Here is a 20,385-nt window from a genome sequence, read left to right as displayed (position 1 = left end):
ATTTTTTATTTAACTATAAGGTCTTCAAATATGGATATGCAAAACTTATACGAAGAGATCATTGTTTTGGGACTGCTTCTCTTCGCTGTGTTTGGTATATACCTGATGCTTAAAGTGCATTACCACTTTGCCTTTGGCTTGATGAAAAATACAGCTTCGTATGAAAAGTATCATCTTGCAATAGACAGAGCAAAAGAATATCTGTTCTTTACATTGAAAGTATTATTATGGTTGGCCCTTATCGGTATGTTGGCTTTTGGTAGCTATTACCTCTGGAATGGAATAAGTCTAAAAGCATTTCTTTTTGAACTGTGGGCCAAGATACCAGAAGGTTTTTGGTTAGAGGCATTTTTTGTTATCATTAGAATAGCTGTGATCATTGCTTTGTCACGTTATGTGTTAAAGATTGTCTATGCATTTTTAGATAAAAATCAGCAAAAGGCGATTGAGAACCGATGTGAGAGTTGTCGTGAGATAACCATTGTTAAATTCTATACACGTTTACACAACATGGTGAAATATACAGTCTTACTAGGTATACTGTATCGAATCACACTTTTCTTCACCTTCCTGGATGTAGTAAGTCGTGGATTATGGATACTTCTTATAGTCTATTTTATAGTATCCGTGGGATTATTGGCCGTCAATGGGTTGACAATGATGAAAGAAAAAAGAGGAGCATAAATATGAGTCAGGAGTTAAAAATGTCACCACAGAAACGAGCAACACTTGTGTCAAGTTCGGTTGCAACACTGTTGGTGATCTTAAAATTGATTTTGGGAATAGCAAGTGGTTCAGTGGCTGTACTTGCTTCTGCAATTGACTCACTTTTAGATATGCTGGTTTCGGGGTTTAACTTTTTTGCGATCAAAAAATCAGAAGAACATCCGGATGATGAATACCACTATGGTAAAGGTAAGATCCAAGCTATTGCTGCGGTCATAGAGGGGACGATCATTACCATGTCGGGTATCTATATCATTTATGAAGCGATTAAGAAGTTAAGCACCGGGTCTGTGACCACACTTCTTTCACCTTCCATTGTAGCAATGACGCTCTCCATCATCATCACTTATCTTTTAGTCAAGTATCTCTTAAAAGTTGCAAAGGAAACAGACAATCTTGTGATCAAAGCAGATGCTTTACATTATACGACGGATCTATGGAGCAATGCTGCTGTTCTGTTAGCACTGGGTCTGGTATATATGACAGGTATTGATGCGATTGATGCGATCATTGGTTTAGGGATAGGGCTTTATATCATCTACTCAGCCTATGAGATCATACAAGAGGGTATAGCGATACTTTTAGACCGTGCATTGGATGCGGATATCGTGGCAAACATTGAAAAGATCCTCTCGAAACATTCTGAAATAACAAGTTACCATTGGTTAAGAACACGTACGGATGGCACAACAAACTTTGTAGAGTTTCATATGGTCTTACGTCCGAATATGCTGCTGCTTGAAGCACATCGTATCGCCGATCAAGTAGAAGATCAGATCTTTTTACTAGATACCAATAAAAACTGGATCATTACACCGCACTTTGATCCCTATGATGATGAAAATATGAATGTTGCAATGATTAATGGACAGCATTTATCCAGAGTGGCAGAAAAATAATCATGATGCACGCAGATGGTATGATCTATCTTTTATCTCCTCTGCCTAGGGAGGGAACGATACATCTACCTATGATACGTTTTTCACCTCTAGTCCCAACAATAGATCTGTCAACATGTGATACACTGCTCTTTACCTCCAAGCAGGCGGTTAAAAGTGCAGAAGTATTAAATCCAGAATGGAAAAAGTATCCCTGTCTGGCTATAGGTTCTGCCACGGCAAAAGAGATAGAGTCTCTGGGTGGGAAAGTGATGTACCAACCCAAATCATTTTATGCTGAAACATTAAGCCAAGAGATCATCACACAATTTAAAGATAAACAGATACTATACCTACGCCCTAAACAGGTCTCTTTTGATGCAAAAACTTTTTTAGCTAAAGCGGGAATAGACCTTCAGGAACAGATCATTTATGAAACTTCCTGTATCCGCTATGAACAAAAAGAGAAACCGGATAAAAATGCCATTATCATCTTCACATCCCCCTCGACTATTCACTGTTTTTTGAAGAATTTTGAATGGGATGAAAGTTATACCGCCGTCATTATAGGTAAAGCGACAAAAAAACATTTACCCGTACATACACATTATGAAGTTGCCGATAGGCCAACGATAGATGCCTGTATACTAAAAGCAGAGCAGATTTTACTCGCTTCTAACTCCAAATAGGTTATAATATATTTAGCCTAGGTGATGCGACTACTGTATTTGGGGTCCAACATTTATTCTTGGCGGGACATGTAGTCTTTTGGTGTGCGGATGTTTTTGTTTGAGCTTGACCTGGTCGGCGAGAGATCATCCCCTAAAGAGAGACTCTCTCCTGCACCGTTGGCTATATATAGGGCCGACTTGACACAGAACGCTCACCCGGGTCTTATTAGTGACGATGGTTGTACGCACAGGACTTTGGAAAGGTCATCGATGAACAAGGCAGTTCTCCTTCACACCTTTCCAAAACCCTCTACGCACAATGGTCATCCCTGCTAATCTGACCGCATATTATGGTGATAATTAAACTTTTTCGGAGAATGTTAAATGAATGTATTGATAATAGGTGCCGGCGGTAGAGAATACTCTATTGGTTTGGCATTGACAAAAGATGAGAATGTAGAGAAGATCTATTTTGCACCGGGCAATGGAGCGACAGATACCTTAGGTGAGAATCTGGAGATCAGTGACTTTTCTGCATTGGCTGATTTTGTTGAAGACAATGGTATCGAACTAACGATTGTGGGGCCTGAAGCACCATTGGTAGGCGGTATTGTGGATGTCTTTAAAGAGAGAGGTCTTACGATCTTTGGACCTACAGCCCAAGCGGCACAACTTGAAGGTTCCAAGATCTTTATGAAAAACTTTCTTGCCCGTCACAATGTGCCTACAGCCAAGTACATTGAAACGGATTCATTGCAGGATGCCTATGACTTTATCATGACGCTGGATGCACCGATCGTAGTGAAAGCTGATGGACTTTGCGGTGGTAAGGGTGTGATCATTGCGCAAAGTCATGATGAAGCAAAAAAAGCTGCGGGTGAAATGCTTTCAGGTAACTCATTTGGTGATGCGGGAACAAGTATCGTTGTGGAAGAGTTCCTGGATGGTTATGAGCTTTCTGTATTTGCTATCTGTGATGGGAAAGATTATGTGGTTTTACCTGCCGCACAGGACCATAAAAGACTTCTCAACAATGATGAAGGACCAAATACAGGCGGTATGGGTGCCTATGCCCCTACACCGCTGGTCAATGATGAGATCTATCGTAAGTTGAACGAACGCGTTATAGAGCCTACACTGAAGGGTATGGAAGCTGAAGGTATGCCGTTTACGGGTGTACTTTTTATCGGTGTGATGGTGGTAAAAGGTGAGCCTATCATCCTTGAGTATAATGTACGTTTTGGGGATCCTGAATGTGAAGAGTTGATGCCACTGCTCAAGTCTCCGGCTTCTGAACTCTTTTATAAGGCAGCAACAGGTGATCTTAAAAATGCCAAGATAGAGTTTCATGACAAATATGCGGTCGGCGTCGTGATGGCAAGTAAAGACTATCCGTATAAAAGTACACCGCCTGCAGAGATCATCGTAGATGATATCTACCATGAAGAGGTAAAGGAAAATGCACATATCTCCTATGCGGGAGTCACGCGTGGTGAAGATGGAAAACTCTATGCAACAGGGGGTAGGGTACTGGTATGTGTAGGTATCGGTGATAGTATCAAAGAGGCACAAAAGCGTGCCTATATGTTGGTAGGACAGGTCCATTTTGCAGGCAAGCAGTGTCGTACAGACATCGCATATCAGGCACTCTAGGGAGTAGGGATGTCTGAATCTCTCTCCTTGCCCATTGCAAGTCTTCAAAAAAGGATGACCGCTTTTGTCATAGATGATATTGTCATTACACTCTTTTTCATCATCATTTTTTATGATCAGTTTTCTGTACTTTTTTCAAATATTACGGTGGTAGATGAAGCAGCACTTGAAACGGTCAATACCTTTATTGCTCAAAATCTTTTGGTTGTCCTCTCTATAAAACTCCTCTATCATACTGTTCTGGTATGGCAAAACGGTATGACACTGGGCAAGTATTTTATGAAGATCAAAGTGATAGAGCTAGAGACAGGAGATACACCTGGTTTTCAAAAAGCATTTTTACGTGCTTCAGTGAGAATCCCAAGCGAAGTACTGTTCTATTTGGGTTTTCTTATGGCCTTTTTTGTACCATTGAGACAAACACTGCATGATAAACTTTCTAACTGTGTAGTTGTGAATGACTAAAAATCTCTTTTTTTTTCTTGTAGCTATCATAGCGGGCGTGCAAATATTGTCTGCTGCCTCAGATAAAAGTAAGATCGAGATAACGGCAAAACATGTGGATGCTGCAGACAATATCGTCGAAGCTAAAGATCATGTGGTTGTCTATTATGAAGACAGTGTCATAAAAGCAGCCTCTGCACATTTCGATAAAAGTACTAAAGTGCTTGTGATTGACGGAGAGATAGAAATGCTGGGGTACAACGGAAGTAAAGTTCATACCGATCATATTGAAATTCATACCGATACAAAAGAGGTGACGTTTGATGAACTCTTTCTTATCGGTAAAAATGATGTATGGATCTTTTCAGATGATGCGCATAAAGATGAGGGCAACTATACACTGGGTGCATCTCTGATCTCAAGTTGCGATATTGCAGATCCTTTATGGAAAATGGCTTTCTCAGATGCATTATATGACAGTGATGCAAACTATATAAAGATCTATGGAGCAAAGGTATATTTATGGGATATTCCGATGTTCTACACGCCGTATTTGGCTTTTTCCACCGATAGAGAAAGAAGTTCAGGTCTTCTCTTCCCTGCATTTGGATATTCATCCAATGAGGGCTTTCTTTATGAACAGCCTATCTATTGGGCTATTTCTCCAAGTATGGACCTGGAGGTTAACCCTCAAATCAGAACAGCAAGAAGTATAGGGATGTATAGTACGTTTCGTTTTGTTGACTCTGCCTATTCATCCGGAAAGTTAAGGGTAGGGTATTTCAAAGATAAGACAGAGTATATAGACAACAACTATCTTCCCAATGATAGTCACTATGGGGTAGAGTTCAACTATGAATCTTCTCAAGTATTTTCTAATACATTACCTACCGGATTCACAGATGGTCTCTATATCAATACGACCTATCTGAATGACATCGATTACCTGAACCTGCAGCAGAGCCATTTGAGACATTTTGGACTTGTGCCTTTACAAGAATCCAGAGTGAACTATTTTCTCTATAACAATGACTACTATACAGGGGTCAACGCTAAATATTTTATCGATACGAGAAAAGAGGATAACAGTGATACTCTGCAAATTCTCCCTTCCTTGCAACTACATAAATACTTAAGTCATTTTATATGGAATAATCTCACCTATAGTGCAGATCTCCGTATCAACAATTTTGATAGAGAAAAAGGTACGACACTACGTCAGGCAGAGCTTAAGGTACCAGTGGAATTGACCACATCATTTTTTGATGATTTTTTGAGTCTCTCTTTGGGAGAAGAGTTGTATTACAGTAAATTCTTTTTTGGTAACGGAGCGTACCTCCATGATGATTTTGAGTATTACAGTAATATTCATAAAGTCAAACTTTTTACGGATCTAACGAAAAAGTATGATGGTTTTATACATGTACTGCAACCCTCTTTAGCGTACATTAGACCAGGGAATGAATACAAGTCCCCTTCGTTGTCTGCACTAGATGTGGACCAAACAGCTTTGTTTACGGTAGGATTGCCTGAAGAACATTATGCATTTAATCTAAGCCAATACTTTTATGATGAGATGATGAACTTAAAGTTTTTTCAAAGATTAACACAAACCTATTACCTCGATAGAAACTATGAACTTGCTGATCTGAGCAATGAAATGCGGTACAATTGGAATCAGTGGAGTCTGTATAATGATGTGACCTATTCTCATGAATATGGTAGAATACGTGAATCAGCCAGTCGTGTTTCTCTGAATGAAGAAGATTACCATTTTAGTCTGGGGCATACCTATAAAAAGATATTACCCGATGTGCCGACTTATATCACCGGTAATATTGATGCAAATGAACTCTATTTCTATTTTGGATATACATTCAATGAACAGGTGAAGTTCAATGGCGGTTTGACGTATGATGTGGATGATGCATCAAGTAAGCAGTGGAGATTTGGGGGTAGCTATCATCGTGATTGCTGGAATGCTACGGCTTCCGTCCGACAAGATATCGTCCCTAGGCCGACAGGCTATACGCTTGATACTACTTTTTATTTGCAGTTAAACTTTATTCCTTTTGGTACAGTAGGGACAGAATAATGAATATCAATCCTAAAGATGAGATCGAAAAAGCGCTAGAGATATTACATCTGCCCAAGTTGATCAGCAAAGCGGATATCAAAAAACAGTACCATTTTTTGGCTAAAAAGAATCACCCTGACCTAGGAGGGGAGGTTGAAAATATGGAGCAGTTAAACCATGCGTATAAATTATTGATGAAGTATATAGAAGAGTTTCGTTATACTTTTGATGAAGAAGAAATTTCTAAACAATTCCCAGGAGCAGATTATGCCCAGCGATTCAAACCCTAATGCGTATTTTGAAAATAGAGAAGATGCTTCAAAACAGTTGATTGATACACTTCCTATAGAGTTATTTTCAAAAAATGAAACGGTAGTGATAGGTGTCAGTGAAGGGGGCGTTTATTTTGCGGACAAGATAGCCAAAGCGATCAATGCACAAATGGATATTTTACTGGCGGAACCGATATTGGCACCCAATAACCCTGAACTGGCTATTGCAATGGTTTCCGAAACAGAAGAAGTGGTGATACATAAAGCACTTGTCGATGCATTTGAGATCAATGAAGATTATGTCTATGGTGAAGCCCACAGGAAGTATGAGGAGGAAGTCCTCTCTTATGTCTATAAATATCGAAAAGGAAAGGATCTGATCTCTCTCAAGGGGAAATATGTGATCTTGGCTGATGAGTGTATAGAGACAGGACTTACCATGATGGTCGCACTCAAGTCGGTCATCGCAAGAGGGGCTAAAAATATTTTTATCGCCACACCTATTTTGGATAAAGGTGTCTATCAAAATCTGCTTACGGTGTGTGATGGTGTATTTTGTCCTTATAAGATACAAGACTATATTTCGATAGAATACTATTACAAAGATTTTGAACGATTGAATTTTGAAGAGATATCTTCCATGGTCCATGATCAACAAGTAAAAACAAAAGAAGCAGAATAAATATATTTTTATGAAAAAAACATGCAAAAGAGCATAGTGTGAAAGTAGTAAACAGCTAAAAGGAAAGAGAAACGAATGAAAGAACAAATTATAGAGATCAATGCAAACAGTCTCGAAGAAAAGTATGAAGTTAATAAAATAGCAAAACAGGCAAGTGGTGCGGTGATGTACCGACAAGGCAAAGCCGTACTGATAGCAGCCGTTGCTGTAGATGAAAAAGCAGTGGATGAGGATTTTCTTCCTTTAACGGTACAGTATATGGAAAAATCTTATGCTGCAGCCAAGATCCCTGGCGGTTTCATCAAGAGAGAGACAAAGCCCGGGGACTTTGAAACACTGACTTCACGTATTGTTGACCGTTCTCTACGCCCGTTATTCCCTAAAGGGTTTCATTACCCTGTAACGATCACAGTGATGGTCGTAAGTGCAGATTCAGAGGTTGATATGCAGGTAGCCGCTTTACATGCGGCAAATGCAGCACTGTATGTTTCAGATATTCCAGTGACTACAAGTATTGCTGCGGTCAGAGTAGGTACAGATGGGGATGATATCATTATCAATCCGACACTTACGCAGCAATCTGAGAGTGAACTGGATCTTTTGGTCGTTGGTTCAGGTAAAGATGTAGTGATGATAGAGATGCGTACACTCGCCACTGAAAATGAAGAGGGACAAAGTGCCAATGAGTTTGATGAATCAGCACTGGTCGATGTGATTGCGATGGCGGCAGAAGCTATAGATACTGCAACAACAGCCTATGTAGATGCCTTTACTCCTATCGTAAGAGAACCTCTGAACCTGCCATTGGCTGAAGAGAAAGTAGATGCATCACTCTATGCAATGATAGAGAAGAATTATGCGGTGGATGTAGAAAAAGCGATCTCGCATATGGCAAAGAGTGAGCGTTCTACTGAACTTAAAAAAGTACGTACGAAAATTATGGAAGCTTTAGAAGCGGACGGTATAGAAGCAGATAAAGAACTTGTATCCAAAGTACTGGAGCGTTATAAAAAAACAGTTGTACGAGCAATGATCCTAGATAAAAATATTCGTGCAGACGGCAGGGCACTTGATGAAGTAAGACCTATCAGCATTGAGACAAATCTTTTACCCTCTGTACATGGGTCATGTCTCTTTACCCGAGGTCAGACCCAGGCGCTTGTCACGGTGACACTGGGTGATAAAAAAGATGCACAGATGTACGAACTTATTACCGATAAAAATGTGCAGTCAGAAAACTTTATGGTGCATTACAATTTCCCAGGTTACTCTGTGGGTGAAGCAAAATTCATCGGTGCACCGGGTAGAAGAGAGCTTGGGCATGGTAACCTGGCAAAAAGAGCACTGGAACCTTCTTTAGATCTTAATTATGATGGCAGTATCCGATTGGTATCTGAAATTTTAGAGAGCAATGGTTCTTCTTCCATGGCTACGATATGTGGTGGTGCATTGGCTATGCGTGCAGCTGAGGTAAATACTACAGCACTTGTAGCAGGTATTGCCATGGGACTGGTAAGTGAAGGTGGCAAGTATGCTGTATTGACAGATATTATGGGACTGGAAGACCATGACGGGGATATGGATTTTAAAGTCGCAGGTACTACAAAAGGTATCACTGCACTTCAAATGGACATAAAACTCGGCGGTATAGACTTAACTGTACTGAAAGATGCATTGCAAAAAGCAAGCCAGGGTAAAAAACATATTCTTGGACTGATGGAAGAGGCAGAAAAAAACATTGTTTCAAGTGAAGCACTTCCTAGTACAGAACACTTTACCGTACATCCAAGCAAGATAGTGGATATCATCGGGAAAGCAGGAGCTACGATCCGTGAGATCATTGAGAAGTTTGAAGTCTCTGTTGATCTTGACCGTGATGTAGGTGGTGTAAAGATTTCAGGTGAAGACAAAGTAAAAGTAGCAGATGCAAAAGCCCACATAGAAGAGATCGCTTCAACACCTGTGAAAAAGCAGATGGAGTATAAGGTCGGTGAGAGCTATGAGGGTAAAGTGAAAAAGATCGTAGATTTCGGAATTTTTGTTGAAATGCCAGATGGCTTTGATGCATTGCTTCACATTTCAAAAGTAGCTAAAGAGCGCGTCAATAACCTTGCAGAACGATACAACGAAGGTGATACGATCACTGTGGTGGTCATGGAACAAAAAGGTAAAAAGGTTGAGTTGGCAACCCCAGAATTCCTAGCATAAACTGCTATTTTCCCCTTGAGGGAAAATGTGATACTTTTTTCTTTGAACTCCTTCTCCTCTCTTAGATTTCAGTCATCCCCCATTCTAAAATGGCGATGGGTTTATCTGATACCTTTAGTATGATAGGATATATGGTATCCATTATTTCAACAAAAGAGTAGTACGTTTCTCCTTTTGATTGTACACCATAGACACTGATCCCGATCCAGTCGATATAGGTGTCCCCAGGATAATACTGACGTATCTCATTCCATGGCTCTTCAGGATAGCTTGATGCATTCACATGAAAAAACCATGTAATATTATCCACTCCATGACTACGGAAAAGATCAATAATATGTCTATAGGCATCACGAAAACGTTCCGGGCCATCTGCTTTGTTTTTGTCACCATAAATATCTTTTATACCTCCCCCGTTATAGCTTCCGTTCCATGGAAACCAATCCCCATTGACTTCTGTTCCAAATTCAACAAGTAATGGTATTCCGATCTTCTTGGCATCCATGGCCCACTCACTCAGTGCTTTATCGAATTTCCCATCAATGATCTTTTGCATGGTGTAAAGAGGATCAGGCCCTCCCTCATTAAAATCACTTCTGGGCATGAGCCTGATAAAAGGTAGCTTTCCGCTTTCATGAATGATTTTGACTTCTGAAAGAGGAAATTTGATAGTATCATACCAGTTATTGGAAAAATATGCCCAAACGATCTTCTTTTGTGCAAGCACTTCAAAACGTTTGATACGCTCTGATGTCACGTTATCTTCTGTGCCGCCAAAGTCAGGATTTGCCGCATGATAGATGGCTCCAAGTGGGGGTAGTTGAAGTTTTTTGGAAATGATCTGTGCCTGTGAGATAAAGTTGGATGGAGCGATACCCTCTTGATAGGCTAGTAAACTCTCTTTGGATGAGTCGAGCCTTAGTCTTGTTTCATCAAAGTTCTCATGCCACCATGCAACGGCTTTGACCTTGGGGTATCTCCCGCTTGAAAGTGAGTTGAGTGCATCCGTGATCCATGCGGCTTTAGTCTGCTTGTATGGTTCATTGCCATATCCTGTCTGAAGGATAACAGCCAGACAACAAATGACAGTGGGCAGTTTAAATAGACGAAACATAGGTCTTTCTCTTGCTTTCCGGTTACTCTACCAATTCGGTAGCCCTTACAAACGTATATCCTTCACTTTGCAATCCCGGTATGATCTTTGAAAGTTCATCTGTTCCAAGATAAGGATGATAATAGAAGCTTGCAACACCGTCACGTACGACTTTCAGTTTTTTAGAAAAATGTATAATATCCGCCGATGTGATCGTTCTATATCCTTCATTTGGAGTATCTTCTATGTTATGGATATTCTCAGGAATGACATAATATCCATAGGTATCTTTTCTAATGACATACGGGTAGAATTGCCCGACAAATTTGGATTTATCACTCTCATCAGGATAGTAGATCAGTCTTGAATACTGTATCGGGTAGATATCTTTGATAGCCCGGTAGTGGTTTGGACCGGCCATGTAGTGCGGTGCTTCCCATGCAAAAGCCTGGATACCCACTGCATCTAAAATCGCTTTACCATCTAAGATTCTCTGCTTTGCCCATAGGCCATCATCATTTTCTGAAGGCCCTTCATAGGTATAATTTCCATCATTGTTAACATCTGTTACGATCATGAATTCAAAATCTTCAGCCGTAACACCATTATATGGATTGATGTAATCATACAGCTGGTGTGTAAATCCATGCTGTACAATGTCTATACGTCTGTCAAAGTAATACTCTTTAAGTTTTTCACCTATTGGTGATTCATATAGTTTAATGGTAGTAGTAAGATTATTGTTATAGACCCCAAAAGGATCTTCATATTGAGGAATGGTGGCAACATTAAAAGGGGTGTTCTGACTTTGCATATAGTCCGCTATGGCTATTAGATCTGATAACTCTGTTTTTGAATTGACATCCTCAAGTCTCATGATCGCCTTGTGGGATTCAATGTGGTCTATGCCAAGCATATCATGCAAGAGATCTGCAAATGCGAGATATCTATCCTCCTCAGACATGTAGGAAAAAGGTATATCCCCGATAAACCAGAAATTTCCACCTTGCGTGATATAAGGTTCTGTTGATACAGCTAAATCAAATGTTGAATTTGTTTCAGCATAGATAGAGGCAAGAGTATTATTTTCAGAGATGAAAATGGTGTTGAGTTCTAACGCACAGGCATAGGTATTGTTTCCTTCATCGTAGCAATTTGTTGTGTCTGCACCTGGTGTTGCAAAAGGTATGATCCCCTTATATAGTTCGGTATCTTTATACCATACACGATTATAATTTGTTTCTATACCAAAACTGGTAAACCCAGTCGACTCCTCAAATGTACCGACTCCCCAGTTGGTTACATTTGCATCCCATTCTGTTTCTAATAAATCGAGGTTATAGTTGATCCATACAATGGTTTTGTTCTGTGTTGCAGTATCTTTATAGAAGTTCATATAGCTATTGTATTCGTTTGAACCGTTAGCATGGTAACCTAATACATCAAAGGTTGTGCCAAGATAGAAAACTGTTGTAATATTTTCATCAACCATTTCATTGGCGATATATTGGTCAGCTGGTTTTGAGGTAATGTTGAGATCAAAATGTCCCAAGAGGTTTTCAAGCAAGATTGCATTAGTTTTTCCCTGTACTCCATAAGGACCTGCAGTATCATACAATATCAGGACGTTTTGCTCAGGAGGGTTATTGCTAGGTAGAGGAAGAGCGATAGGGTCAGGGTCAGTGGAAGGAGTTGTGGGAGTGCCACCACCTCCACCTCCCCCACAGGAAACAAAAAACAGTACAAACATCAAGAGTGTACCAAATTTAATCAATCTTTTCATTGTGATAACCTCCTTCTTTTTCAATACTTAATAGATACAGTGTACTCCGTTTAAAAGAAAAACTCAAGCATAAGTCTTAGTGCATGGTCATCTTCCGGATCTCCGGCATATTGATGACGGTATTCCAGTCTGGTTCTTCCGGTATATTGATGGGATTTATATTCACGTTCATTACGCCAGAATAGGTAGGAGATCCCTGCACCTACATCAAACCTTTTGAGAGCCTCTTTGGGACCGTTATCGTTAGTGTATCCTGCAGAAGTACAAAGGTAAGGCATCCATGCATCCTGATATCCGCTTTTCCATACATATCCATGCTCATAGTTTGCATAAAGACTGTAGGTGCCGTTATCCAGATAGTAGACACTGTCCATATACAGGTGTTTCCATGGATACTCTGTTTTAGTAGGGTAAAAGTCATATCCGTCAAAGTGTTCCCATGATGCTCTAAGCATCGTATCGTCACGACTCTCATCACCGCCTTTGAAGAATTTTTCTATGAAGAAGTAGAGCCTTTCATCTTCCAATGGTTGGAAACGTACGCCTATGGATGGTTGCCATGTTTCTGACCTGATTGCCAAACTTTGATCTCGTACTCCTGCCAAGACTTTTGCATAGACGGTAGCATAGTCATTAAAAATTTCTGGTTTATAATGAAGCTCTAATGCAGAAAATCCGCCATAGTTGGCAGAAAGTATAGGAGATATTCCCCTGGTATTATTATAGGAATCAAGCCGCATACCATAGGTCAAGTACCCAAAAAATTTTCGGTCCAGCTCAGCTACACTGTATTTTAACTGATAGAGCTTGTCAATGTTTTCAGGCTCTTCCTTCTTCACAATATCAATACTTTTTTTAAAGTTTTCTATAGCGTTTTTCTTCTTTTTTAACTTTATATAGCAGTAGCCCAATGATTCATAATAGCCTGATTTCGGAGAAAGAGAAGCTGCCTTGCCAAAAGCTTTTGCAGCAGGTGCATACTTTTCCTGTGCATAGTACGCTTGTCCGAGCTGTTCATATCTTACCGGGTTGTTCGGTTCATATTTGAGTACGTTGTTCAGATGGATGACCGCTTCATCATATTTCTTTTGATGGATGAGGTCATACGCCATCTGTGTCTCAGACCTTAATTTATCTTCACGTGTAGGTTTTGGTTTGACTTGTGGTTTTTTTTGCACTATTTTAGGTTGTGGTTTCTTCGGAATGATGTTTCTGTTACGTAGGTACTCTAGCCTTTCTTTGTATTGAGGACGTGGGTCACTTTGATAGAGTGCTTTCATGAGTGCTATCGCTTTCTGGTCTTGATGATTTTCACTATACTGATGGCTCAAATAGAGTTTTTGTTTGTTTGTCAATGTTTCAAGGTGTGTAAGATCATCAACGATAGAGAGTATTTGGGTGACCTTCTTCTCTTCTTTATAAAACTTGATCAGTGAGACTGAAAAGTTAAATTTTTCTTCATCAGTAAGTCCCGCATATGGATAGTATTTTTCTAGTAATTGATACTGCTGCATAGGCTCCTTGTTGAGATAAAGCACTTTTTTTAGATCTTCTGGATTCTTCTTAAGTTCGTATACTTCGCCATAAAGCGTAATGATCTTATCTTGCATTTTGGCATTTTCATAAAGATATAACAGGCGTACTTTATTCTTATCAGAAGGATCCGCCTGATAGATTGTTTCCATTGTTTCGATGGCTTTTGTTTCATCACCGCTTTTGAGATACATTGATAAAGTATGTTCATTTTTCAAATCAACATCTTCCATATATGCAATGATGCGTGCTTCCTGATCAAACCGGTTCTCTTTTCTCAAAAGGTCCGACCAAATAGCAAGTTTTTCATCCGGGATCTTCTGTGACTTGCAATGGTCTAAGTAGAAACGGGTTTCTACAAATGCTTCATCGAAGAGTTTATGCGTAAAGAGTAAATAGATAATTTCTAAAGATTCAGAGGGACAAGATGAAGCGTTATATTTTGGATGGAATATTTTTTTCAGATAGGTATGGGCCGCTTCTTTATTTTCCGACATAATGGCTGATCTTAGAATGATATGATTGTTAAGTTCCTGTTCACTTTTTTTCAGAGCTGTAGGGTCTTCTATAGAGGCAGCCGCTTTGAGTGCTTTGTCATACTCTTTTAATTGAAAAGAGATATATCCTTGATAATATTTGACATACGTAGGGGACTCTATAAATCCTACATACTTTTCGGCACATTCAAAGTCTTTATCCTGCATACAGAGTCCAACAACTCGACTGCCTGCTTTAGCATTCTTTGGGTCGATCTCTAAAACTTTCAGAAGAAGTTCTTTTGCTTCTTTGATCTTCCCTTCGGCAATATAGTTATCAGCTTTTTGCAGTCTGGGATAGACTCGATATTCAGTGAATTCTTCTTTTACATGATCCACAGAGTCATTTACAACATTTGCATTTAAGAATGTCATACAATAAAGAGGTATCAATACTAGTATTCGTTTCATGCGTCAATCCTTGTAAGTTGGTCATCAGGTAAAAAGCCAAAATGTTGGCAACTGGCAATAAAGTCTTGGTTGTTCTGCGTTCTATACTCTAAAATCTCATCCACCATTCCTCGTGGGATCATTTTTTTCTTGAGTACGCTGCGAAGTTGTCTAAACTCTGTTTCACTCAGATCATGGAAAAGCACCTCTTTTTGAATTGCTACGATCGTACTTTCATTCGCAATGTAAAGTTCGGTACGATCTGAGAGCTTTCTTTTACATTCATCTACCACTACATCAACTACCTGCCCTGATGAGACGATAGGATGTACATGATCGACACTCTTGAGGATAATAATGTCATTTTCAAGCAATGAATACTGATCCACTCTATTCATGGTCACACTATCTATTTGATCTGGGGCTATATCATGGATATATTTCAGATTGCTTTGTATTGACATTGCTTTTGATAGATCTTCTTCGCTTATGATGTTTTCCTCTAACAGTAGTCTCCCTAATGGCTTATGTTCACTTCTCTGTTTTGCCAATGCCTGCTCAAGCGTAGCTTGGTTTATGAGTTTTTCTTCTAATAGAATATCCCCCAGTTTTTTTTGGAGTTTCCTTCGAAGTGGGAAATCGTGGGTTGTCTTATCCCATGGGATTTGCCTACCTGCTTTTGTAAGTTTAAAGAACTGTACCAAGGCTCTGAACATGGCAAAAAAGTTGATGAAGTTCCCCCAAATAATTCTAGGGATACTGAGTAATGCTCCTTTGATACCATAGACTTCATAGGTAAAATACATTCTTTGGAGTATACGGTTAAGAAAGAAAAAAGCGTTGATGATAAGAAGGTTCCAGAGTAGATCGCCCTTTTCAACGATAGGAGGGAACCACCATATATCTTGTGTGATCTTTGTATAGAATGCCATCCCAAGGATATTGATAACAAGGATATACGCCAGTACATTCGCAAGATTAGTGAGGATAGCTTTTCTGTCTCTATACAGAATATAGTTGGTTCTCAAACTGTTAGACCATCCAAGTTGTTGCCATCCTTGAAGTGCAATACCCGTGATCCATCTTGCTTTTTGTCTCACTGCTTGCCGAAAAGTAGAAGGAAAAAATTCTCTCACGCTAATGAGTATCTGTTTTTTCCCATTTTTTTCCTTACCGTAGCTGTTTCTGGTTGTATACTCCAGTTCAGCAGGTACTCTTACAAAGATCAGTTTCATATTCTCATGAAACAGCTCAAAGCCTAAATTATAATCCTCTGTAAGCGTATCAATTAAGAATACTTCACCATTGTGTATCTCTTTGAGTTTGTCTATGGCTTTTCTACTCAGGGCTGTTCCTACACCTGCACTTGGAACAAATCCCAAGATACTTTCTCTAACAATAAGGTCTTTCCCATGATTTTCTGCAAACTCATCTTGATAATGTCCTGTAGTGAAATCATACCATTCCCTTTCAAACGGGAAAACAGGGATCTGAATGAGATCGTTTTTACCAATAAGGTGATTGAACAGCTTTAACTCTAAAGGGTGTATCAAGTCTTCTGCATCATGCAGTACAAACCCCTCAAATTCTATATTATGTTCTTTCTCAAATAAGAAGATGTCTTCAATGATGTGATTCAGACAATCTGATTTATTGGTCGGGCCAGGAGTACGGGTAATAACCTTATGCACATTTCGATAATGCTCAACTACCATATCTACATCATATTGTGTCTCAGGATCATTGGGGTAGGTACCGATAAATATATGATAGTTATAATACTCAAAACTTGAAGCAGCCAAGGCAGCCATATCTGCAATAACCCCTTTTTCCTGCCATGCCGGGATCATAATAGCAATAGGCTTTTCTTTGTCTTTATAAAGTTCATTGACATTAAATGGCTTATTTGTTTTGTACACAGTAAACTTTCGCCATATACGACGGACCCAATAATAACAATCTATAAAAAAATCATCTATACTACTTAGTAAAATAATAATGGCTGCAAAGAGTACCAAATATTTTATCACTAACCAATATGCTGCAAAATAATCTACAAACTCCATTCCCTTTTCTTCCCTTGTCTTTTAATTAGGCAGCAACAAATCTATAATCATTGTTGCCTATATCCCTTATTTTATTCTATCATAATTTATTATATTCTTTAAGTTTAAATTAAATAAATTGTATGGAATATTTTTCTACCGATACACAATGCATTTTTAAATATATTTAGCTATAATTGCATCGTTATTTGGAGTGATCAGTAGGGAAATGTAGGCATTTATGTCTATGTTGGCGATAATTTATTATCGTTTACGCTATCCGAACAGACTTCTAGAACAGTCGAAGAGACTTAAAAACTACTAATTTAAAGGATATAAAATGAAAAAGTTTTTCTTACTTTTCTTAGCACTTGGTGCTGTTGCATTTGCTGGTGAAGCAGATGGTGAATCTATGATCAAAGCATACTCAGTAGTTGCTGCTGGTATCGGTCTTGGTCTTGCTGCACTTGGTGGTGCTGTTGGTATGGGTAACACTGCTGCTGCGACTATCGCTGGTACTGCTAGAAACCCAGGTCTTGGTGGTAAACTAATGACTACAATGTTCATCGCTCTTGCAATGATCGAAGCACAAGTTATCTATACATTGGTAATTGCGCTTATCGCTCTTTACGCTAACCCATTTATCGGTTAATTTTAAAGACACTGAAAGGTTGTGATGGATATAATCCGTCACAACTTTTCAAACCCTCATTTTTTAAAGTTCAGTAGTACTTTTAAACTACAAGTCTATGTGCGTCAGTGGTGGAACGGTAGACACGCTACCTTGAGGGGGTAGTGCCCTACGGGTGTGGAGGTTCAAATCCTCTCTGACGCACCATCTTTCTCAAACCTTTTAAATAGTTACATATATCTTTACTTTATTAATATCCATATAAAATTCTATTACTACTATTGTTTATTTCCCTGTCATTTAAATATTGGATCTGTTTTTGAAGTGTTTGGTGTTTACTTAGATAAGTGATTTGACTATCAAAATTTAAATAGCTGACTTCTTAAGGATTGATTTCAGATAAGTATAATAGCGCTTACAACGTCATTTAAAGGCTATTTTTATATCAAATAGACTTTCTTCTCCTCATCTAATATAATTTGTTCATATATTCATTATTATCTATATAAATAATTTAATATTATATTTAGTCTTTTTTTTAACAAAAGTGTATGAAATGCCGTAAAATAGGGCTTTTTATTATATTTTTATCTTTTTTTAAGAATTAGTTGTGATATAATGATTCCATCTTAAAAACAAGGAAGTAGAATGACAAAAGCAGATTTCGTAGAATTGGTACAGAAAAACGGTGAGTTTGAAAGTAAAGCAGCAGCAGAGAGAGCGGTAAAAGCATTTATCACTTCAGTGACTGAAGCATTAGTAAAAAAAGAGACTGTATCATTGGTAGGTTTCGGAACATTCTCTACAGTAGATGTAGCAGAAAAAAGCGGTAAAGTTCCAGGAACAGATAAAACATATACAAAGCCGGCACACACAGCACCTAAATTCAAAATGGGTAAAACACTTAAAGATGCTGTAGCAGGTAACTAAGTTCACCTTCGTATCTACTGCCACTGGGTAGTAGATACTTTTCACTTTCATTTCATCTTACACTTTTTAAAACACCTTATAACCATCCCTGAGATATACTACATTATTATTTTCTCCAAGGATCTTTATGCAATTACAAAATACAATATGTTTAGGTGTAGCAGGAAATTTTGCACACCATTTAGAACAAGCAGGTGAACTCAAAGACTTTGAGAATGTTGTGACTGCTGAACCAGATGCACCTAAAGGTATATTTCCTTTTTATCTTCCCGGATCAGACTCTTTTTTGGGAGTCTACTCTATAGGTACAGACAGACTCACGCTTCCGGATTATGAAGCCAATGCACAAGTTGAACCGGAAATAGCTGTATTGTTTGATATTGTGTACGATGATGAGAAAAAAGTCATTGATCTCATCGCCCAAAAGTTTACTACATTTAATGACTGCACCATTCGTAAAGAAGGGGCAAAAAAGATTTCTGAGAAAAAGTCTTGGGGTCCGAATTCCAAAGGCATCGGTGACAAATGGATACCGATTGATATATTTGAAGAGGGTGGGGTGATGGATCATTACCATCTATGCTCTTTTGTGAAACGTGAGGGTGTATTACATCCCTATGGTGTGGATGCACCGCTGCTAGGGTACTCTTACTTCTATACCAAGCTCAAAACATGGCTGATAGACAAAATGAATACCCAAGAAGATTTTGGTCCCCTTGAAGATATCGCTGCACATCTTCAAGCAACAGAGTACCCTCAACAAGCCCTAATCTCTATAGGTGCAACAGCCTACGCAGAGTTTGGTGAGAAGAATTATCTACAAGATGGAGATGAAGTCTATGTCATCGCCTATGACCATCGTACAGAGGACTCAAGTCTGGTACCATCGAGTCATAAGGTTATATTACATCAGAAAGTAAACTCATAGTTTAAAAAGTATCAAGCTTACAGACATCACCATCATACCGAGCACAAGACCAAAGATGGTGGTATGGTCATTACCATAGACCCTGGCAGAGGGTAAGAGTTCATCGAATGAGATATAGACCATGATACCCGCAACCACACCAAATGTGATTCCTAATGCCAAATCTCCCAAGATAGGGACCAAGATGAGGAACCCTATGATCGCCCCAACGGGCTCTGCCAATCCAGAGCCCATGGCATAGAGAAATGCCTTTTTACGATCTCCTGTTGCATGATATACAGGAAGAGCGATGGCCAATCCTTCCGGGATGTTGTGGAGCGCTATGGCCAGTGCAATGGATATCCCGGTGGTCATATTATTCAAGGCTGAGACAAAGGTAGCAAATCCCTCCGGAAAGTTATGCAAGGCAATAGCAATAGCTGTAAAGAACCCCATACGTGCCAGCGGGGCCCTATGGTTTTGGATCGTTTGTGTATCGTCAGTATCGATACTGTTTTCAACATCAAGTGTATGGTGGGGATTGATATTATCTGGAATTAACTGATCAATGACAAATGAGAGAGCAATACCTACAAAAAAAGCAACAAGGCCTAAACTTTCACCTAATATCTCTCCATATTTTAACGTAAATGCATCTTGGGATTTGACAAGGATCTCTACAAATGAGACATAGATCATGACCCCTGCAGAAAAGCCTAGACCTATGGATAAAAACTTCGTGTTTTTTGCACCGCCGCAAAAAGAAAGGAGAGCACCAAGGGCAGTAAAAAGACCTGCAAACAGGGTTAACAAAAATGCAGGTAACATCTCTGCCACAGTCAATGCTTGCATCTCTCTACTCCATGATTCTTTTTGACATGATGACTTTACACTATGAGATACGCTCCATCTTACACCCTACGCTT

The 20,385-nt window shown here is 39.2% G+C and carries 17 protein-coding genes and 1 tRNA gene; 13 read left to right on the top strand and 5 right to left on the bottom strand.

The window, feature by feature from the left end:
- The first annotated feature begins 36 nt into the window (after positions 1–36).
- From MN086_RS08650 to MN086_RS08610, 9 genes are all read left to right on the top strand, one after another.
- On the top strand, positions 37–684 hold the full coding sequence (locus MN086_RS08650; protein WP_248575610.1) for a hypothetical protein: 648 nt from the start codon (positions 37–39) through the stop codon (positions 682–684).
- A 2-nt stretch (positions 685–686) separates the two neighbouring features.
- Positions 687–1,625 carry a cation diffusion facilitator family transporter gene (locus tag MN086_RS08645; RefSeq protein ID WP_248575609.1) on the top strand — a complete coding sequence of 313 codons (939 nt, stop codon included), beginning with the start codon at positions 687–689 and terminating at the stop codon, positions 1,623–1,625.
- Positions 1,626–1,627: 2 nt separating this feature from the next.
- On the top strand, positions 1,628–2,293 hold the full coding sequence (locus MN086_RS08640; protein ID WP_248575608.1) for a uroporphyrinogen-III synthase: 666 nt from the start codon (positions 1,628–1,630) through the stop codon (positions 2,291–2,293).
- Between the two features lie 366 nt (positions 2,294–2,659).
- Positions 2,660–3,928, top strand: coding sequence for a phosphoribosylamine--glycine ligase (purD, locus tag MN086_RS08635; protein WP_248575607.1), 1,269 nt, complete (start codon positions 2,660–2,662; stop codon positions 3,926–3,928).
- A gap of 9 nt (positions 3,929–3,937) precedes the next feature.
- Positions 3,938–4,393, top strand: a complete 456-nt coding sequence (locus MN086_RS08630) for an RDD family protein (RefSeq protein ID WP_248575606.1) — start codon at positions 3,938–3,940, stop codon at positions 4,391–4,393.
- Complete coding sequence (locus MN086_RS08625) at positions 4,386–6,467, top strand: LPS-assembly protein LptD (protein WP_248575605.1); 2,082 nt, start codon at positions 4,386–4,388, stop codon at positions 6,465–6,467. Before MN086_RS08630 ends, MN086_RS08625 begins: the two co-directional genes overlap by 8 nt.
- The gene (locus MN086_RS08620; protein ID WP_008244129.1) at positions 6,467–6,739 is read left to right on the top strand and encodes a DnaJ domain-containing protein; all 273 of its coding nucleotides are present in this window, start codon (positions 6,467–6,469) and stop codon (positions 6,737–6,739) included. The genes MN086_RS08625 and MN086_RS08620 overlap by 1 nt, the downstream gene beginning before the upstream one ends.
- Positions 6,717–7,403: a phosphoribosyltransferase gene (locus MN086_RS08615; protein WP_248575604.1), complete on the top strand. Its 687-nt coding sequence runs from the start codon at positions 6,717–6,719 to the stop codon at positions 7,401–7,403. Before MN086_RS08620 ends, MN086_RS08615 begins: the two co-directional genes overlap by 23 nt.
- A 75-nt stretch (positions 7,404–7,478) precedes the next feature.
- Positions 7,479–9,611, top strand: coding sequence for a polyribonucleotide nucleotidyltransferase (locus tag MN086_RS08610; protein ID WP_248575603.1), 2,133 nt, complete (start codon positions 7,479–7,481; stop codon positions 9,609–9,611).
- A 61-nt stretch (positions 9,612–9,672) separates the two neighbouring features.
- Here MN086_RS08610 and MN086_RS08605 read toward each other — a convergent pair whose 3' ends face one another.
- From MN086_RS08605 to MN086_RS08590, 4 genes are read right to left on the bottom strand one after another with little or no spacing between them, the layout of a single operon-like run.
- Positions 9,673–10,725, bottom strand: a complete 1,053-nt coding sequence (locus MN086_RS08605) for a glycoside hydrolase family 26 protein (RefSeq protein ID WP_248575602.1) — start codon at positions 10,723–10,725, stop codon at positions 9,673–9,675.
- Positions 10,726–10,747: 22 nt separating this feature from the next.
- Complete coding sequence (locus tag MN086_RS08600; protein ID WP_248575601.1) at positions 10,748–12,487, bottom strand: DUF2334 domain-containing protein; 1,740 nt, start codon at positions 12,485–12,487, stop codon at positions 10,748–10,750.
- A 50-nt stretch (positions 12,488–12,537) separates the two neighbouring features.
- Positions 12,538–14,967, bottom strand: coding sequence for a CDC27 family protein (locus tag MN086_RS08595; RefSeq protein ID WP_248575600.1), 2,430 nt, complete (start codon positions 14,965–14,967; stop codon positions 12,538–12,540).
- Positions 14,964–17,012, bottom strand: a complete 2,049-nt coding sequence (locus tag MN086_RS08590) for a glycosyl transferase family protein (RefSeq protein ID WP_248575599.1) — start codon at positions 17,010–17,012, stop codon at positions 14,964–14,966. Before MN086_RS08590 ends, MN086_RS08595 begins: the two co-directional genes overlap by 4 nt.
- A gap of 319 nt (positions 17,013–17,331) precedes the next feature.
- Between MN086_RS08590 and MN086_RS08585 the strand changes: the two genes are divergently transcribed.
- From MN086_RS08585 to MN086_RS08570, 4 genes are all read left to right on the top strand, one after another.
- Positions 17,332–17,643 carry a F0F1 ATP synthase subunit C gene (locus MN086_RS08585; RefSeq protein WP_008244110.1) on the top strand — a complete coding sequence of 104 codons (312 nt, stop codon included), beginning with the start codon at positions 17,332–17,334 and terminating at the stop codon, positions 17,641–17,643.
- 101 nt (positions 17,644–17,744) lie between these two features.
- A tRNA-Leu gene (locus tag MN086_RS08580) sits at positions 17,745–17,829 on the top strand.
- 441 nt (positions 17,830–18,270) lie between these two features.
- Complete coding sequence (locus tag MN086_RS08575; RefSeq protein WP_008244108.1) at positions 18,271–18,552, top strand: HU family DNA-binding protein; 282 nt, start codon at positions 18,271–18,273, stop codon at positions 18,550–18,552.
- A 127-nt stretch (positions 18,553–18,679) separates the two neighbouring features.
- On the top strand, positions 18,680–19,480 hold the full coding sequence (locus MN086_RS08570) for a DUF5718 family protein (RefSeq protein WP_248575598.1): 801 nt from the start codon (positions 18,680–18,682) through the stop codon (positions 19,478–19,480).
- Here MN086_RS08570 and zupT read toward each other — a convergent pair.
- Complete coding sequence (gene zupT / locus MN086_RS08565) at positions 19,475–20,311, bottom strand: zinc transporter ZupT (protein WP_248575597.1); 837 nt, start codon at positions 20,309–20,311, stop codon at positions 19,475–19,477. The genes MN086_RS08570 and zupT overlap by 6 nt on opposite strands.
- Between the last annotated feature and the right edge of the window lie 74 nt (positions 20,312–20,385).

It is taken from the genome of Sulfurovum sp. XGS-02 (assembly GCF_023213175.1).
Lineage (GTDB): Bacteria > Campylobacterota > Campylobacteria > Campylobacterales > Sulfurovaceae > Sulfurovum.
This window is presented reverse-complemented; position numbering and strand designations above follow the sequence as displayed.

What these genes read in the sequence shown, in the direction of transcription:
- MN086_RS08650 (WP_248575610.1), top strand. Translation starts at nt 37, where the DNA reads ATGCAAAACTTATACGAAGAGATCATTGTTTTGGGACTGCTTCTCTTC.
- MN086_RS08645 (WP_248575609.1), top strand. Translation starts at nt 687, where the DNA reads ATGAGTCAGGAGTTAAAAATGTCACCACAGAAACGAGCAACACTTGTG.
- MN086_RS08640 (WP_248575608.1), top strand. Translation starts at nt 1,628, where the DNA reads ATGATGCACGCAGATGGTATGATCTATCTTTTATCTCCTCTGCCTAGG.
- purD (WP_248575607.1), top strand. Translation starts at nt 2,660, where the DNA reads ATGAATGTATTGATAATAGGTGCCGGCGGTAGAGAATACTCTATTGGT.
- MN086_RS08630 (WP_248575606.1), top strand. Translation starts at nt 3,938, where the DNA reads ATGTCTGAATCTCTCTCCTTGCCCATTGCAAGTCTTCAAAAAAGGATG.
- MN086_RS08625 (WP_248575605.1), top strand. Translation starts at nt 4,386, where the DNA reads ATGACTAAAAATCTCTTTTTTTTTCTTGTAGCTATCATAGCGGGCGTG.
- MN086_RS08620 (WP_008244129.1), top strand. Translation starts at nt 6,467, where the DNA reads ATGAATATCAATCCTAAAGATGAGATCGAAAAAGCGCTAGAGATATTA.
- MN086_RS08615 (WP_248575604.1), top strand. Translation starts at nt 6,717, where the DNA reads ATGCCCAGCGATTCAAACCCTAATGCGTATTTTGAAAATAGAGAAGAT.
- MN086_RS08610 (WP_248575603.1), top strand. Translation starts at nt 7,479, where the DNA reads ATGAAAGAACAAATTATAGAGATCAATGCAAACAGTCTCGAAGAAAAG.
- MN086_RS08605 (WP_248575602.1), bottom strand. Translation starts at nt 10,725, where the DNA reads ATGTTTCGTCTATTTAAACTGCCCACTGTCATTTGTTGTCTGGCTGTT.
- MN086_RS08600 (WP_248575601.1), bottom strand. Translation starts at nt 12,487, where the DNA reads ATGAAAAGATTGATTAAATTTGGTACACTCTTGATGTTTGTACTGTTT.
- MN086_RS08595 (WP_248575600.1), bottom strand. Translation starts at nt 14,967, where the DNA reads ATGAAACGAATACTAGTATTGATACCTCTTTATTGTATGACATTCTTA.
- MN086_RS08590 (WP_248575599.1), bottom strand. Translation starts at nt 17,012, where the DNA reads ATGGAGTTTGTAGATTATTTTGCAGCATATTGGTTAGTGATAAAATAT.
- MN086_RS08585 (WP_008244110.1), top strand. Translation starts at nt 17,332, where the DNA reads ATGAAAAAGTTTTTCTTACTTTTCTTAGCACTTGGTGCTGTTGCATTT.
- MN086_RS08575 (WP_008244108.1), top strand. Translation starts at nt 18,271, where the DNA reads ATGACAAAAGCAGATTTCGTAGAATTGGTACAGAAAAACGGTGAGTTT.
- MN086_RS08570 (WP_248575598.1), top strand. Translation starts at nt 18,680, where the DNA reads ATGCAATTACAAAATACAATATGTTTAGGTGTAGCAGGAAATTTTGCA.
- zupT (WP_248575597.1), bottom strand. Translation starts at nt 20,311, where the DNA reads ATGCAAGCATTGACTGTGGCAGAGATGTTACCTGCATTTTTGTTAACC.